Raw genomic sequence first — 16,421 nt, 5'->3', positions numbered from 1 at the left:
GATGAAACAGTATTTGATTGCCCCCTCAATTCTGTCGGCTGATTTTGCCCGCCTGGGTGAAGATACCGCAAAAGCCCTGGCAGCTGGCGCTGATGTCGTGCATTTTGACGTCATGGATAACCACTATGTTCCCAATCTGACGATTGGGCCAATGGTGCTGAAATCCTTGCGTAACTATGGCATTACCGCCCCTATCGATGTACATCTGATGGTGAAACCCGTCGATCGCATTGTGCCTGATTTCGCTGCCGCTGGTGCCAGCATCATTACCTTTCATCCAGAAGCCTCCGAGCATGTTGACCGCACGCTGCAACTGATTAAAGAAAATGGCTGTAAAGCGGGTCTGGTATTTAACCCGGCGACACCTCTGAGCTATCTGGATTACGTGATGGATAAGCTGGATGTGATCCTGCTGATGTCTGTTAACCCAGGTTTTGGCGGTCAGTCGTTCATTCCACAAACACTGGATAAACTGCGCGAAGTACGTCGTCGTATCGACGAGTCTGGTTTTGACATTCGACTGGAAGTGGACGGTGGCGTGAAGGTGAACAACATTGGCGAAATCGCTGCGGCGGGCGCGGATATGTTCGTCGCCGGTTCGGCAATCTTCGACCAGCCAGACTACAAAAAAGTCATTGATGAAATGCGCAGTGAACTGGCAAAGGTAAGTCATGAATAAGTTTGAAGATATTCGCGGCGTCGCTTTTGATCTCGACGGTACGCTGGTTGACAGTGCTCCCGGTCTTGCTGCTGCGGTAGATATGGCGCTGTATGCGCTGGAGTTACCCGTCGCAGGTGAAGAACGCGTTATTACCTGGATTGGTAACGGCGCAGATGTTCTGATGGAGCGTGCATTGGCCTGGGCGCGTCAGGAACGTGCGACTCTGCGTAAAACAATGGGTAAACCGCCCGTTGATGACGACATTCCGGCAGAAGAACAGGTACGTATTCTGCGTAAACTGTTCGATCGCTACTATAGCGAGGTTGCCGAAGAGGGGACGTTTTTGTTCCCGCACGTTGCCGATACGTTGGGCGCGTTGCAGGCTAAAGGCCTGCCGCTAGGCCTGGTCACCAACAAACCGACGCCGTTCGTCGCGCCACTGCTCGAAGCCTTAGATATTGCCAAATACTTTAGCGTGGTTATCGGCGGCGATGATGTGCAAAACAAAAAACCGCATCCGGACCCGCTGTTACTGGTGGCTGAGCGGATGGGAATTGCCCCACAACAGATGCTGTTTGTCGGCGACTCACGCAATGATATTCAGGCGGCAAAAGCGGCAGGTTGCCCATCAGTTGGCTTAACCTACGGATATAACTACGGCGAGGCTATCGATCTCAGCCAGCCTGATGTAATTTATCAGTCTATAAATGACCTTCTGCCCGCATTAGGGCTTCCGCATAGCGAAAATCAGGAATCGAAAAATGACTAAGCCCATCGTTTTTAGTGGCGCACAGCCCTCAGGTGAATTGACCATTGGTAACTACATGGGTGCGCTGCGTCAGTGGGTAAACATGCAGGATGACTACCATTGCATTTACTGTATCGTTGACCAACACGCGATCACCGTGCGCCAGGATGCACAGAAGCTGCGTAAAGCGACGCTGGATACGCTGGCCTTGTATCTGGCTTGTGGTATCGATCCTGAGAAAAGCACCATTTTTGTTCAGTCCCACGTACCAGAACATGCGCAGTTAGGCTGGGCACTGAACTGCTATACCTACTTCGGCGAACTGAGCCGCATGACCCAGTTTAAAGATAAATCTGCGCGTTATGCCGAGAACATCAACGCTGGTCTGTTTGACTATCCGGTGCTGATGGCTGCGGACATCCTGCTGTATCAAACTAATCTGGTACCGGTGGGTGAAGACCAGAAACAGCACCTGGAACTGAGTCGCGATATCGCCCAGCGTTTCAACGCGCTGTATGGCGAGATCTTTAAGGTGCCGGAGCCGTTTATTCCGAAATCTGGCGCGCGCGTAATGTCGCTGCTGGAGCCGACCAAGAAGATGTCCAAGTCTGACGATAACCGCAATAACGTTATCGGCCTGCTGGAAGATCCGAAATCGGTAGTGAAGAAAATCAAACGCGCGGTCACTGACTCCGACGAGCCGCCGGTAGTTCGCTACGATGTGCAGAACAAAGCGGGCGTTTCCAACCTGCTGGATATCCTTTCTGCGGTAACGGGCCAGAGCATCCCAGAACTGGAAAAACAGTTCGAAGGCAAGATGTATGGCCATCTGAAAGGTGAAGTGGCTGATGCCGTTTCCGGTATGCTGACTGAATTGCAGGAACGCTATCACCGTTTCCGCAACGATGAAGCCTTCCTGCAACAGGTGATGAAAGACGGCGCAGAAAAAGCCAGTGTACACGCTTCCCGTACGCTGAAAGCGGTGTACGAAGCGATTGGTTTTGTGGCGAAGCCGTAATATCAAAACGCTCGGACGGTCCCCTCGCCCCTTTGGGGAGAGGGTTAGGGTGAGGGGAGCAGGCAAGCGCCAGTGGGAATTACCCTTTGCTCGCATTGTCGAATAAATCACTTCGTCATCACTCTGAAACCGGGGAAACCCGGTTTTTTTATCCTCATTTGCAATAATCCGAAAAAATGTGAAGCGCCTCGCCGTTTCCACATCTCACAGTTGCCACTTATCTTCATTTTAATGAAGATATAAACATTCATTTTATTGAAAATATATTATGCGTCGAACGTTTATCAAAAAAGAAGGCGTCGTCATCACGACGCTGGCCCGTTATTTGTTGGGTGAAAAATGCGGTAATCGACTGAAAACCATAGATGAGCTGGCAACTGAATGCCGTTCATCGGTTGGCCTGACGCAGGCCGCGTTGAAAACGTTGGAATCAAGTGGAGCGATACGGATTGAACGCCGTGGGCGCAATGGCAGTTATCTGGTCGAAATGGATAACAAAGCGCTGCTGAGTCATGTGGATATCAATAACGTTGTGTGTGCCATGCCTTTGCCCTATACCCGCTTGTACGAAGGTTTAGCAAGCGGGCTGAAAGCCCAGTTTGATGGCATTCCTTTTTATTATGCGCATATGCGTGGCGCGGATATTCGTGTGGAGTGTTTGCTTAACGGTGTCTATGACATGGCAGTAGTTTCCCGCCTGGCGGCGGAAAGTTATCTCAGCCAAAACAATTTGTGCATCGCCCTCGAGCTTGGCCCGCATACGTATGTTGGTGAACATCAACTGATATGCCGCAAAGGTGAGTCTGGAAATGTTAAGCGAGTAGGTCTCGATAGTCGTTCGGCGGATCAGAAAATCATGACCGATGTCTTTTTTGGCGATAGTGATGTGGAACGTGTCGATCTCTCTTATCACGAGAGTTTACAACGCATTGTTAAAGGCGATGTCGATGCGGTTATCTGGAACGTGGTGGCGGAAAACGAACTGACCATGCTGGGATTAGAGGCGACGCCGCTCACAGACGATCCGCGATTTTTACAGGCCACCGAAGCCGTGGTCCTGACGCGAGTCGATGATTACCCAATGCAACAACTGCTGCGTGCCGTTGTAGATAAACACGCCCTGCTCGCCCATCAACAACGGGTAGTGAGTGGGGAACAGGAACCGAGTTATTAAACGAAAGGCATCTGATATGGAAACCAGACTCAACCTGCTTTGCGAGGCAGGCGTTATTGATAAGGACATCTGCAAAGGCATGATGCAGGTCGTCAACGTACTGGAAACAGAGTGCCATCTGCCGGTGCGCAGTGAGCAAGGAACGATGGCGATGACACATATGGCGAGTGCACTGATGCGCAGTCGCCGTGGTGAAGAAATAGAGCCGCTGGATAACGAATTGCTGGCAGAGCTGGCGCAATCCAGCCACTGGCAAGCCGTTGTGCAATTGCATCAGGTGTTGTTGAAGGAATTCGCACTGGAAGTTAATCCGTGTGAAGAAGGCTATTTGCTGGCCAACCTTTATGGATTATGGATGGCTGCTAACGAAGAGGTTTGAAGCTCCCGACAAATCCACGTCGCACAACCTAAATATTCAAAAAAATGAATATTTAATTCAAGGAACAGAAACGAGGCAACAAGATGTTTGTAGAAGCATTGAAACGCCAGAACCCGGCGCTGATTTCCGCCGCACTAAGTTTGTGGCAGCAGGGCAAGATCGCCCCGGACAGCTGGGTGATCGACGTGGATCAGGTACTGGAAAACGGTAAGCGACTGATTGAGACGGCGCGGCTTTACGGCATTGAACTGTATCTGATGACCAAGCAGTTTGGCCGTAACCCATGGCTGGCGGAAAAATTGCTGGCATTAGGTTACAGCGGCATTGTGGCGGTGGATTACAAAGAGGCGCGAGTCATGCGCCGCGCTGGTTTGTCGGTGGCGCATCAGGGGCATCTGGTACAAATCCCTTGTCATCAGGTTGCTGACGCCGTTGAACAGGGCACCGACGTCATCACCGTGTTTACTCTCGACAAAGCGCGGGAAGTTTCTGCGGCAGCGGTGAAGGCCGGACGTGTGCAGTTTGTGCTGCTCAAAGTTTATAGCGACGATGATTTTCTTTATCCGGGGCAGGAGAGCGGTTTTGTACAGCATTCGCTGCACGAGGTGGTTGCTGAAATTAAGAAACTGCCGGGTCTGCATTTAGCCGGACTTACCCATTTCCCTTGCCTGCTTTGGGATGAGGCTGCCGGAAAAGTTTTGCCGACACCGAATCTTCACACGCTGATACAGGCACGGGATCAACTGGCGAAATCTGGTATTGCACTTGAGCAACTGAACGCGCCTTCAGCGACCAGCTGCACTTCGCTGCCATTACTGGCGCAATACGGTGTGACTCATGCCGAACCCGGTCATGCGCTGACGGGCACTATTCCGGCAAACCAGCAGGGCGATCAGTCTGAACGTATCGCGATGCTCTGGTTGAGTGAAATCTCCCATCATTTCCGTGGCGACAGCTACTGCTACGGTGGCGGTTACTACCGTCGTGGTCATGCGCAACATGCGTTGGTGTTTACGCCAGAAAATCAAAAGATTACTGAAACCAATCTCAAAACTGTGGATGACAGCAGTATCGACTACACCCTGTCGCTGGCAGGCGAGTTTCCGGTAAGCAGTGCAGTGGTGCTCTGTTTCCGCACGCAGATTTTTGTCACCCGTAGCGATGTGGTGCTGGTGTCCGGTATTCACCGTGGCGAACCGAAAATCGTTGGTCGTTATGACAGTCTTGGAAACTCTCTGGGGGCGTAATGGCGCGATTTGTGGTGTTAGTGATTGATAGCTTTGGCGTAGGGGCAATGAAAGATGTCACGCTGGTGCGTCCGCAAGATGCGGGAGCGAATACATGTGGTCACATCCTGAGCCAGTTGCCGCATTTGCAGCTACCAACGCTGGAGAAGCTGGGGCTAATCAACGCATTGGGTTATGCGCCAGGCGATATGCAGCCGTCAGATTCCGCAACCTGGGGCGTGGCAGAGCTGCAACATGAAGGTGGCGATACCTTTATGGGGCATCAGGAAATTTTAGGCACGCGCCCGTTACCGCCGCTGCGGATGCCTTTTTGCGATGTGATTGACCGTGTTGAGCAGGCATTAGTATCCGCCGGTTGGCAGGTGGAGCGCCGTGGCGATGAACTGCAATTTCTGTGGGTCAATCAGGCGGTTGCGATTGGCGATAATCTCGAGGCGGATTTAGGCCAAGTCTATAACATTACCGCCAATCTCTCTGTGATCTCTTTTGACGACGCAATCAAAATTGGTCGTATCGTGCGTGAGCAGGTACAGGTCGGTCGGGTCATTACATTTGGTGGCCTGTTAACCGACAGTCAACGCATTCTCGATGCCGCAGAAAGCAAAGAAGGGCGCTTTATTGGTATCAATGCGCCGCGTTCTGGCGCTTATGACAACGGCTTCCAGGTCGTGCATATGGGCTACGGTGTCGATAAAAAAGTGCAGGTGCCGCAAAAACTGTATGAGGCGGGCGTGCCAACCGTGCTGGTGGGTAAGGTGGCAGATATCGTCAGCAATCCTTATGGCGTGAGCTGGCAAAACCTGGTGGATAGCCAGCGGATTATGGATATCACCCTCGACGAATTTAACACCCATCCGACGGCGTTTATTTGCACCAATATCCAGGAAACCGACCTCGCTGGTCATGCAGAAGACGTCGCACGTTATGCCGAACGTTTGCAGGTCGTTGACCGTAACCTTGCCCGGCTTGTTGATGCGATGCAGCCAGATGATTGCCTGGTCGTGATGGCGGATCACGGCAACGATCCGACCATTGGTCACAGCCACCATACCCGCGAAGTGGTGCCGCTGCTGGTTTATCAGCAAGGCCTGGCTGCTACGCAGCTCGGTGTGCGCACCACGCTTTCTGATGTGGGAGCTACCGTGTGTGAATTTTTCCGTGCGCCACCGCCACAAAATGGTCGCTCTTTTCTTTCCTCCCTCCGGTTTGCAGGAGACACCCTATGAGTTTTGATCCGACGGGTTACACCCTGGCCCATGAGCATCTGCATATTGATCTCTCCGGCTTTAAAAACAACGTGGACTGCCGCCTTGATCAGTATGCGTTCATTTGCCAGGAGATGAACGACCTGATGACCCGGGGTGTACGTAATGTGATTGAGATGACCAACCGTTACATGGGGCGCAATGCGCAATTTATGCTCGGTGTAATGCGCGAAACCGGGATCAACGTGGTGGCCTGTACTGGTTATTACCAGGATGCGTTTTTCCCGGAACATGTGGTGACCCGCAGCGTGCAGGAACTGGCGCAGGAGATGGTCGATGAAATTGAACAGGGTATCGATGGCACGGAGCTGAAAGCCGGGCTCATCGCGGAGATCGGCTCCAGCGAAGGAAAGATTACGCCGCTGGAAGAGAAGGTATTTATTGCCGCTGCGCTGGCGCATAACCAGACCGGACGCCCGATCTCCACGCATACGTCGTTCAGCACCATGGGGCTGGAACAACTGGCTCTGTTGCAAGCCCACGGAGTTGATCTTTCGCGCGTCACCGTTGGTCACTGCGATCTGAAAGACAACCTCGACAACATTTTGAAGATGATCGATCTCGGCGCGTACGTGCAGTTCGACACCATTGGTAAGAACAGTTACTACCTGGACGAAAAGCGCATTGCGATGCTCCACGCTACGTGACCGTGGGTTGCTGAACCGCGTCATGCTGTCGATGGATATTACGCGCCGCTCCCATTTAAAAGCCAATGGTGGTTATGGCTATGACTATTTATTGACCACCTTTATTCCGCAATTGCGCCAGTCAGGATTCAGTCAGGCCGATGTGGATGTGATGTTACGTGAAACTCCCTCTCAATTTTTCCAATAAGGACAGACTCATGAAAAAGATTGGCGTTGCAGGCTTACAGCGTGAGCAGATTAAAAAAACCATTGAAGCGACGGCTCCTGGCAGTTTTGAAGTTTTCATTCACAACGACATGGAAGCGGCAATGAAAGTGAAATCCGGGCAACTGGATTACTACATCGGTGCGTGTAATACCGGTGCGGGCGCGGCATTGTCGATTGCCATCGCGGTGATTGGCTATAACAAAAGTTGCACCATTGCCAAACCAGGCATTAAAGCGAAAGACGAGCATATCGCCAAAATGATCGCTGAAGGAAAAGTGGCGTTTGGCCTTTCCGTTGAGCACGTCGAACACGCGATTCCGATGCTGATTAACCATCTGAAATAAAAGGCACGACTATGGATCTGTATATTCAGATTATCGTGGTGGCGTGCCTGACGGGTATGACATCGCTTCTGGCGCATAGCTCGGCGGCTGTTTTTCATGACGGCATCCGCCCGATCCTGCCGCAACTGATTGAAGGCTATATGAACCGTCGCGAGGCGGGGAGTATCGCTTTTGGTCTGAGCATTGGTTTTGTGGCCTCGGTGGGGATCTCTTTTACCCTGAAAACCGGGCTGCTCAACGCATGGTTACTCTTTCTTCCTACCGATATCCTCGGCGTACTGGCGATAAACAGCCTGATGGCGTTTGGTCTTGGCGCTATCTGGGGCGTGTTGATCCTTACTTGCCTGTTGCCAGTAAACCAGCTGCTGACCGCGCTGCCGGTGGATGTATTAGGTAGCCTCGGGGAATTAAGCTCGCCGGTAGTTTCTGCTTTTGCACTGTTCCCGCTGGTGGCGATTTTCTACCAGTTTGGCTGGAAGCAAAGTCTGGTCGCCGCCGTGGTTGTTCTGATGACCCGTGTGGTAGTCGTGCGCTATTTCCCACATCTTAACCCTGAATCCATCGAAATCTTTATTGGCATGGTGATGCTGCTGGGGATCGCGATAACTCACGACCTGCGTCATCGTGATGAAAATGATATTGATGCCAGCGGGCTTTCGGTGTTTGAAGAACGCACGTCGCGGATTATCAAAAACTTACCCTATATCGCCATCGTGGGAGCATTGATTGCCGCCGTTGCCAGCATGAAGATTTTCGCCGGCAGTGAAGTGTCGATCTTCACTCTGGAGAAAGCGTACTCCGCAGGCGTAACGCCGGAACAATCGCAAACGCTGATCAACCAGGCGGCACTGGCAGAATTTATGCGCGGGCTGGGTTTTGTACCGTTGATTGCCACCACCGCCTTAGCAACGGGTGTGTATGCAGTTGCGGGCTTTACCTTTGTTTATGCGGTGGGCTATCTCTCGCCGAATCCGATGGTTGCAGCGGTATTAGGCGCAGTGGTTATTTCGGCGGAAGTCTTGCTGCTTCGTTCTATCGGCAAATGGCTGGGACGCTACCCGTCGGTGCGTAATGCGTCGGATAACATCCGTAACGCCATGAATATGCTGATGGAAGTGGCGCTGCTGGTCGGTTCGATTTTCGCAGCAATTAAGATGGCGGGTTATACCGGATTCTCTATCGCGGTTGCCATTTACTTCCTCAACGAATCCCTGGGCCGTCCGGTACAGAAAATGGCGGCACCGGTCGTGGCAGTAATGATCACCGGTATTCTGCTGAATGTTCTTTACTGGCTTGGCCTGTTCGTTCCGGCTTAAGGAAGGCACCTATGAAGACGTTTCCTCTGCAAAGCCTGACGCTTATTGAGGCGCAGCAAAAGCAGTTTGCGCTGGTGGACACGATTTGCCGTCACTTTCCCGGCGCGGAGTTTCTAACCAGCGGTGATTTGGGCTTAACGCCGGGGCTGAATCAACCGCGTATTACCCAACGGGTGGAGCAGGTGCTGGCTGATGCATTTCACGCACAGGCTGCGGCGCTGGTGCAGGGCGCGGGGACTGGCGCGATTCGCGCCGGGCTGGCAGCTTTGCTCAAACCGGGGCAGCGTCTTCTGGTGCATGACGCGCCTGTTTACCCGACGACACGGGTTATTATTGAGCAGATGGGGCTGACGCTTATTACTGTTGATTTCAATGACCTGTCGGCACTGAAGCAGGTCGTCGACGAGCAACAACCGGATGCGGCGCTGGTGCAGCATACGCGCCAGCAGCCGCAGGACAGCTACGTGCTGGCAGATGTGCTGGCAACGTTGCGCCAGCGTTAACCGATGACAACTATGCGGTGATGAAGGTGGCGCGAATCGGCTGTGAATGCGGCGCGAATGTCTCGACATTTTCCTGCTTCAAGCTATTTGGGCCAGAGGGTGTTGGTGCAGTGGTCGGCGATGCTGATGTTATCAACCGTATTCGCGCCACGCTTTACTCCGGCGGTAGCCAGATCCAGGGCGCACAGGCGCTGGAAGTATTGCGTTGTCTGGTGTTTGCGCCAGTGATGCACGCGGTGCAGGCAGGGGTATCTGAACGGTTGCTGGCTTTGCTTAACGGTGGTGAGGTGCCGGAAGTGAAAAGCGCGGTGATTGCTAATGCGCAGTCGAAGGTGTTGATTGTCGAGTTTCATCAGCCGATTGCCGCCAGAGTGCTGGAAGAGGCGCAAAAGCGCGGTGCCTTGCCTTACCCGGTGGGTGCAGAGTCGAAATATGAAATCCCGCCGCTCTTTTATCGCCTTTCCGGAACGTTTCGCCAGGCGAATCCACAATCAGAACATTGTGCGATTCGCATTAACCCGAATCGCAGCGGTGAAGAGACGGTGCTGCGGATTTTGCGTGAGAGTATTGCCAGTATTTAATGCTGGATAGCACCGTCAAGCTAAATTCCGTACTGAACGGTCCCCTCGCCCCTTTGGGGAGAGGGTTAGGGTGAGGGGAACGTACGGGATGTAAAATTCAACGCGCCAGCATCGCCGGATGCGATGCTGGCGCATCTTATCCGGCCTACGGTTAATGTCTTTTATTATCAATAGTTAAGGTGATGCGATTGGCGCGGCAGAAGAGTTCGGAGACGTGCACCGGTTTGTCATTCTGATCAAAGGCGATTTTGCTGATGCGAAACAACGGTTCGCCCAGTTCGCATTTCAGCCATTTTGCCTGCGGGCGGGTGGCGGCAAAGATATCGATGGTCTTTTTGTCGCTGACCACTCGCGTGTCAAAACGCTCCTGAAATAACTGATAGGTGGAGCTTCCTTCGACGTAAATCTCATCAAAGTCAGGATAACGCGACAGCGGGATCCATGAACTATCAATAAACAGCGGCTCTTTATCGAGATACATCACCCGGCAGAGATGGAACACTTCGCTGTTTCCGGGGATGTTCAGCTTTTTGCAAAACGGCGCGGCGCTGACCCGTTCCTGTTCGATCACTTTCTCTTTCGTCGCCTTGCCTTGTGAGACGCCAAAATCGGTAAAACCACTGACAGTAAGCAGGGCGTTTTCAACTTTCTGGCTTTGTACAAAGGTGCCTTTTCCCTGCCAGCGGATCAGTACGCCGTCCGCCACTAAGTCGCTGATGGCTTTGCGAATGGTAATGCGGCTGACGTTATATTGTGTACAAAGCTCGTTTTCGGTAGGGATCTGTTGCCCGGCTTGGTAAACCCCCTGCGCGATATCATCCAGCAGTCGCTGGCGGACGGTAGCGTAGAGGAGTTGATGAGAGTAGCGGTCCGTAGCTGACATAATCGACCCTGAAATAAAGAATGAATTACTCGGATTATAGGGTCGTTTTCCGGCAAGTAACAGCACGTTGGCGTGAAGATGCTCACGCCAACGTTATACCTACCAGGCACCGTGGTACTGAATGGTTTTCGCCGCGCACGCCGTTCCCTGCGCCATCGCCTGCGGTAATGTCATCCCCGCAGACCAGCCGCAAAGGAATCCGGCAATGAACGAATCTCCGGCACCCATGGTGTCGATAACCGTCACCGGTTCAGGAGCCTGACGCCAGAACTGCGCGCCATCCCAGGCAATGCTGCCGTTTTCACCCAGCGTGACAATCACTGTTCCTGCGCCACGGGCAACAATCGCTTTCATCTTCAGACGCAGCGTTTCGTCTTCTTGCGGTGCGGAGGCAAAGGCAAAATCGAGATGCGGCACCAGTGTCTGCCAGAGCGGGCTGTCCCACTTGTCGGAGAAGTCGAAAGCGGTAAGTTTGCCCGCAGCGTGCAGCTGTGGGAATGCGTCTTCCGCATGTCCCCAGATTGCCGCGTGCACAATGTCATACTGCGCCAGCCAGGCGTAATCCTCTTCACTCAGGGCAAAGTCGGCCATCACGCCTTCGGTGTAGTCGCCAAAAACGCGATCATTGTCGTGCAGTTCCACCTGAGTTTGTGCGGTAACGCCGTGTTTCGTATGGACATGGCTGATATCGACGCCCATGCGGGCGAGATCCTGCTTCAGCTTTGTGCCGTAGTCATCGTCACCCACCCAGGTAATGCATCCCGGCTGTATGCCGTAGCGAGTGCAGTACACCGCCACATTGACCGCATTACCGCCAGAAAACGCTTTATTCAGTTGCGGGTAGATATCGACGCAGTTATCGCCGATTGTCGCCAGGGTTTTCATCTCTCATCCTCCGGCAGCAGCGCGCGAAAGCGTTCCAGCGCCTGGCGGGCATAGAGTCTGGGCTCGTTCATATACATCGTCACCAGCTCCACCGTACAGTAACCCTCATAGCCCCGCTCAATAATATCGCGCATCAGTTCCCGCAGCGGCATTTTGCCTTCTCCAGGAATGTAATGCGTGTCGCTGGCCCCGTCGCTGTCGACAATATGCAGATGACGTAATTTATCGCCCAGTTTGTCGAAATAACTCATCACCGGTTCCGCCTGGACATACGGCGCGCAAATGTCGACCATGCTGAACAGGCGCGGCGAAGGCACCAGCGCCAGCGCATGAAGCACATCATTAGCATTACACACGATGTTCGATTCATACGGCGTTAACGGTTCGAGGATTAGATCCATGCCGATGTTTTCCGCGTACTCATACAGTTCGCTTAGGTTCTCTGCCAGCCGTCCCCAGATAACATTAGGTGGCGTGAGATAGCCCGCGTGGGCCGCGGAAATCAGCGTATAACCCGCGTTCATCTCTTTTGCCATATCCATCGCCAGCTTGATCATGTCGAGGCTTTCGCGACGCATATGTTCATCGCCCAGCATCATGTTATACGGATAGCCATTGGTTTCTGGCGTATAGCCGATAATCGGCATCTGATACGTCTGCGCCAGCGCCTTGATTTGTTTGATGCCGCCCGCTTTTAAGTCCGGCGCGAACGCGTGCGGGCGACCGCCCCAAATTTCGATGCCGTCGTAACCCAGCTCGCTTGCATCACGAAATGCGTGTTCAATAGGCAGCCGCTGGTGGCCGCAGGTAAACATACCTGTTTTCATCGGGTAACTCCTTGCGTAAATCCGGCCCGTTGCCGGGCCGGGCGAGGGATTAATATTCCACCAGACCACCGTAATAGCGGCGTTCATCCGGGTTGTGATCTTTGTAAATAGACAGGTAGTAGCAGAGCCACTCCATTGGCACGAACATCAGGAACGGTGCCAGCCACGGGTGCAGCCCTTGCGAAATTTCGGCGTAATCGATGACGATCACGTTGTCAGTACGCTGTTTAACAAAGTTAATGGCGCGTTCGGTGGTGTGGCGACTTTCATCATTGCCGAGCAGGAACAGGAACGGAACGCCCGGTTCGACAATCTCCAGCGGGCCATGGCGGAACTCTCCGCTCTCAATCACGCAGCCGTGCGTCCAGGTAAATTCCATCAGCGTTACAATGCCTTCTTTGTAACCCAGCGGACGCAGCGGACCCGCAGCAACGGTATAAATCATCGGCCACTGGCTGGCCAGTTCACCAAGCTGGCGGCCTTTTTCTTCCCAGGTGCGTACCAGATGACCGAGCGCATTCGGCAACTGCTTGAGATCGTTTTTGATCTTGCCGATTTCCGCGTTCGGCGCGAGGCGGGTGATCATCTCCAGCACCACGCTGTAGCAGAGCAGCAGGTGAATTTCCCAGATACAGTCGGCCTGATAATCAATGCTAAATTCCGCCGCCGAGGTAATCGGGCTGTCCGCGCGTTTGGTGAACGCCGCAGTGAGTGCGCCGCAGGCCCGGCCCAGCTCCAGCGCTTTGATTACCTCTTCCGTTTTACCGTAGTCAGAAACGCCAATCACCGCGCAACGATCGTCGAGGCGATACGGGGTGTTATCGCAGAACTCCCAGCCGGAAATGGCGTAGACCTGAAGATCGGAAAAGCGATCCGCCAGATGTTTCGCCGCTTGCGCCGCGTTGAGTGGCGAGCCGCAGGCAACGAAATAAATACGATCAATGTCGCGCTTCACCATCTCTTCCACGATGGCGTGCACCAGCGGAACGTCATGGCTGAGAACTTTTTCCACTTCCTGAACCATATTTTCGGTGACCAGAAAGTCCACGGTGCTTTTATCAATATCCAACATTTTATTTTCTCCAGATAACATTACGACAAAGCGTTGAGCTGGCGGCTACGCTTCGCCCAGAAGGCGTAAGCAGGCAGACCAGTAGCAATAACGATGACGGCGCAGATAAGGCCGGGAATCGGTGCCCAGACAAAGGTTGAGGCGACCAGAATGAGGCTTGACGCAATGGCGAGGGTGGTCATCAGCCCGAAAGCAGGAGTACGCCACAGCGGTTTGTAATCGTCGCGTTTACGACACCAGATGATGGAGCCGAAGGTGAGGGTATTTTTGAAACACATCACCAGGGTGAAATAACCCAGCAGGCTGGTGAGATCGGAAACGAAGATGAAGAAGAGCCCCTGCGCCCCTTGCAGGATGATGGAGACATCCGGCGTGTTGTATTTCGGATGCACATGGCCGAAGCATTTAAAGAACAGGTTGTCTTTCGCCATCGCGTATTCCAGCCGCGGCTGGTACATCACGCAGCTGGAAAGCGAACCAAGAATGACGATCATCGCCGTGATGGCAACAAAGATCCCAGCGGTGCTGCCGAGTGCGGGGATCCAGGTCAGGGCGTCGGAAATCGGCGTTTCAGAATTGGCGAGTTTGTCGAAGGGCATCAGGTCGGAAATCACCAGCGCCAGCAGGGTGTAGAGCACCAGAACCAGCAGACAGGAACCAATCAGCGCTCGTGGCATGGTTTTTCCGGGGTTTTTAATTTCGCCGGTCATATAACAGATAGAGGCCATGCCGGTATACGACCAACTGGTGGCAGAGATCCCCGCCAGCAGCGCCATAAAGCTGCCCGTTGCGCCAATCGCAGTGGTGGTAGGGGCGGCAAAATTCTCCGCTTTAAACCAGAAGATCCCAAGGCCAATGACGATAGTGAACGGGATAATTTTGGCGATGGTAATTAGCGTCTGAAACGCTGCGCCGCCTTCAACGGAGCGCAGGTGTAGCAACATAAAGGCGATAATTAATCCGGCGGCGATAAATTTACCGGGCAACGGATCGATAGGCGTTAAAAAGCCAAGATTGCTGACAATCGCCAGCGCCATAATCGACAATGACGGCGCATCGTTGGCCCAGAAGCTGGCCCAGCCGGAGAGGAAAGCCAGCGGTCGGCTTCCGGCATTTTTCAGATAAACATAATCTGCGCCATTTTCCGGATAAGCGGTGGATAGTTCCGCATAGACGCACATTTGCGGGATCACAATTAACCCGCCAATGACAAACGTGAGCACCGTAAGCCACGGCGTGCCCGCTGCTTTTGCCACTTCACCCACAGATACAAAAATACCGGAGCCGACGGTTGTCCCGACGGCGATTGCAAGAACGGCCCAAAATCCGAGCTTGCGTTGGAGTTCCTGGCTTCCCATAGCGATACCTTTTTCTTGTCCAACACGTTGTAGGGGAGAGTTTGCAGTCATTTAAAAGGTAACATGACAATGCATGATGAATATAATAACATATGATGTTATGTAATGCGGAGGAAGATCACAAAATTTCGCACAGGATCGCGCTGTGGCTAATGAATGTAGTTATCCAATTGAAATTAAAGTGAAAATATTTTTACGGGTGGGGAGCAAGAAGGATATAGAAACAAATACGCCCTCGGAAAATCCAGAGGGCGTCGGGCAATTAAACCGGTGTTAGCCGATTTCTGTCAGAGACTTACTGTGCAGTAGGACCGCAACCGCCAATGATTTTAGAAATAGAAATTGCCGGGTGCAGCAGGTAGTCGTAAGAGCAGTTCTTATCACGGTTTTCAATATGACCAGTACATGCAGTTAACGTAGCCAGTACTGCACCTACCAGTGCAACTTTAATAAATTTGTTCATTTACATTCCCGGTAATGACTCCAACTTACTGATAGTGTTTTATGTTCAGATAATGCCCGATGACCTTGTCATGCAGCTCCACCGATTTTGAGAACGACAGTGACTTCCGTCGTAAGCGTCAACGGAGCACCGTATTGACGCTTATTTATTGGTGAGTGCTACGTTCCATGGCAGGAGTTCGTCAACACGGTTGGAAGGCCATTCCGGCAGTACGCTCAGGATATAGCGCAGATACGCTTCCGGATCGATACCGTTCAGTCGGCAGGTGCCGATCAGCCCGTACAGTAGCGCACCACGCTCTCCACCGTGATCGCTGCCGAAGAACATAAAGTTTTTCTTTCCGAGACAGACTGCACGAAGCGCTCTTTCCGCGGCATTATTATCCGCCTCAGCCAGACCATCATCACTGAAGTTGCACAACGCAACCCAGTGCTTCCTGATATACCGGAACGCATCTCTCAGACGGCATTTTTTCGATAACGTGTGTTCTTTCTCCTGCATCAGCTTATACAGGGAAGTCAGTAGCGGTTTACTCTGCATTTGCCTGACCGCCAGGCGTTCAGACACCGGCAACCCGCGTATTTCGTGCTCGATGGCGTACAGCTCACCGATTAGTTTCAGGGCTTCTTCCGCTGTCGCGCTTTTGGTACTGATATATACATCGTGGACTTTGCGCCGCGCATGAGCCCAGCATCCTGCTTCCGTCAACGCGCCGCCTTCTCGTTCGGCACTGAACAGCCGATCGTAACCATTAAACGCATCTGCCTGCAGGATACCCCGGAAGGGACTAAGGTGCTGCTCCGGATGTTTACCCTGATGGTCCGGTGAGTAGGCGAACCAGAC

General features: G+C 52.9%; 16 protein-coding genes and 3 pseudogenes. 11 read left to right on the top strand and 8 right to left on the bottom strand.

The window, feature by feature from the left end; all coding sequences use genetic code 11:
• Position 1 precedes the first annotated feature (1 nt).
• The 11 genes and pseudogenes from rpe to BHE85_RS01835 all read left to right on the top strand — a co-directional run bounded on the left by rpe (position 2) and on the right by BHE85_RS01835 (position 10,090).
• Positions 2–679 carry a ribulose-phosphate 3-epimerase gene (rpe, locus tag BHE85_RS01885; RefSeq protein WP_000816280.1) on the top strand — a complete coding sequence of 226 codons (678 nt, stop codon included), beginning with the start codon at positions 2–4 and terminating at the stop codon, positions 677–679.
• Positions 672–1,430, top strand: a complete 759-nt coding sequence (gene gph / locus BHE85_RS01880) for a phosphoglycolate phosphatase (protein ID WP_001031715.1) — start codon at positions 672–674, stop codon at positions 1,428–1,430. The genes rpe and gph overlap by 8 nt, the downstream gene beginning before the upstream one ends.
• A complete protein-coding gene (gene trpS / locus BHE85_RS01875) occupies positions 1,423–2,427 on the top strand; it encodes a tryptophan--tRNA ligase (RefSeq protein ID WP_000165553.1) in 1,005 nt (334 codons plus the stop codon). The genes gph and trpS overlap by 8 nt, the downstream gene beginning before the upstream one ends.
• Positions 2,428–2,695: 268 nt before the next feature.
• Positions 2,696–3,601 (top strand): GntR family transcriptional regulator YhfZ, encoded by a 906-nt coding sequence (gene yhfZ, locus BHE85_RS01870; protein WP_001254807.1) that lies wholly within the window; start codon positions 2,696–2,698, stop codon positions 3,599–3,601.
• Positions 3,602–3,617: 16 nt separating this feature from the next.
• The gene (locus tag BHE85_RS01865; protein WP_001295165.1) at positions 3,618–3,980 is read left to right on the top strand and encodes a PRD domain protein; all 363 of its coding nucleotides are present in this window, start codon (positions 3,618–3,620) and stop codon (positions 3,978–3,980) included.
• Positions 3,981–4,063: 83 nt separating this feature from the next.
• Complete coding sequence (locus tag BHE85_RS01860) at positions 4,064–5,227, top strand: YhfX family PLP-dependent enzyme (protein ID WP_000497373.1); 1,164 nt, start codon at positions 4,064–4,066, stop codon at positions 5,225–5,227.
• Positions 5,227–6,453, top strand: coding sequence for a phosphopentomutase (locus BHE85_RS01855; protein ID WP_000090598.1), 1,227 nt, complete (start codon positions 5,227–5,229; stop codon positions 6,451–6,453). The genes BHE85_RS01860 and BHE85_RS01855 overlap by 1 nt, the downstream gene beginning before the upstream one ends.
• A pseudogene (locus BHE85_RS01850) lies at positions 6,450–7,326 on the top strand (phosphotriesterase-related protein). Before BHE85_RS01855 ends, BHE85_RS01850 begins: the two are co-directional and overlap by 4 nt.
• A gap of 10 nt (positions 7,327–7,336) precedes the next feature.
• Complete coding sequence (locus tag BHE85_RS01845; protein ID WP_001297518.1) at positions 7,337–7,690, top strand: DUF2620 domain-containing protein; 354 nt, start codon at positions 7,337–7,339, stop codon at positions 7,688–7,690.
• 11 nt (positions 7,691–7,701) lie between these two features.
• On the top strand, positions 7,702–9,006 hold the full coding sequence (locus BHE85_RS01840; RefSeq protein WP_039064291.1) for a YhfT family protein: 1,305 nt from the start codon (positions 7,702–7,704) through the stop codon (positions 9,004–9,006).
• Positions 9,007–9,017: 11 nt separating this feature from the next.
• Positions 9,018–10,090: pseudogene (locus BHE85_RS01835) on the top strand (aminotransferase class I/II-fold pyridoxal phosphate-dependent enzyme).
• A gap of 151 nt (positions 10,091–10,241) precedes the next feature.
• On the opposite strand, the gene frlR reads toward BHE85_RS01835, so the two are convergent.
• The 8 genes and pseudogenes from frlR to tnpC all read right to left on the bottom strand — a co-directional run.
• Positions 10,242–10,973, bottom strand: a complete 732-nt coding sequence (gene frlR / locus BHE85_RS01830) for a DNA-binding transcriptional regulator FrlR (protein WP_004986916.1) — start codon at positions 10,971–10,973, stop codon at positions 10,242–10,244.
• A 99-nt stretch (positions 10,974–11,072) separates the two neighbouring features.
• Entirely contained in the window at positions 11,073–11,858 is a 786-nt protein-coding gene (gene frlD / locus BHE85_RS01825; protein WP_000853355.1) for a fructoselysine 6-kinase, read from the bottom strand.
• Positions 11,855–12,685 carry a fructoselysine 3-epimerase gene (gene frlC, locus BHE85_RS01820; protein ID WP_000847841.1) on the bottom strand — a complete coding sequence of 277 codons (831 nt, stop codon included), beginning with the start codon at positions 12,683–12,685 and terminating at the stop codon, positions 11,855–11,857. Before frlC ends, frlD begins: the two co-directional genes overlap by 4 nt.
• A gap of 49 nt (positions 12,686–12,734) precedes the next feature.
• Positions 12,735–13,757 carry a fructoselysine 6-phosphate deglycase gene (gene frlB / locus BHE85_RS01815; RefSeq protein ID WP_004987035.1) on the bottom strand — a complete coding sequence of 341 codons (1,023 nt, stop codon included), beginning with the start codon at positions 13,755–13,757 and terminating at the stop codon, positions 12,735–12,737.
• A gap of 20 nt (positions 13,758–13,777) precedes the next feature.
• Entirely contained in the window at positions 13,778–15,115 is a 1,338-nt protein-coding gene (frlA, locus tag BHE85_RS01810) for a fructoselysine/psicoselysine transporter (RefSeq protein WP_039064289.1), read from the bottom strand.
• Positions 15,116–15,410: 295 nt separating this feature from the next.
• On the bottom strand, positions 15,411–15,578 hold the full coding sequence (locus BHE85_RS01805) for a YhfL family protein (protein WP_001031834.1): 168 nt from the start codon (positions 15,576–15,578) through the stop codon (positions 15,411–15,413).
• A gap of 25 nt (positions 15,579–15,603) precedes the next feature.
• Positions 15,604–15,696: pseudogene (locus tag BHE85_RS01800) on the bottom strand (IS1 family transposase); the annotation flags it as partial.
• Positions 15,697–15,719: 23 nt separating this feature from the next.
• Positions 15,720–16,421, bottom strand: a 702-nt coding sequence (gene tnpC, locus BHE85_RS01795) for an IS66 family transposase (RefSeq protein ID WP_128832466.1), incomplete at its 5' end; no start/stop codon positions are given.

The sequence above is a fragment of the Shigella sp. FC1567 genome (assembly GCF_001743015.1).
Taxonomy (GTDB): domain Bacteria; phylum Pseudomonadota; class Gammaproteobacteria; order Enterobacterales; family Enterobacteriaceae; genus Escherichia; species Escherichia coli.
This window is presented reverse-complemented; position numbering and strand designations above follow the sequence as displayed.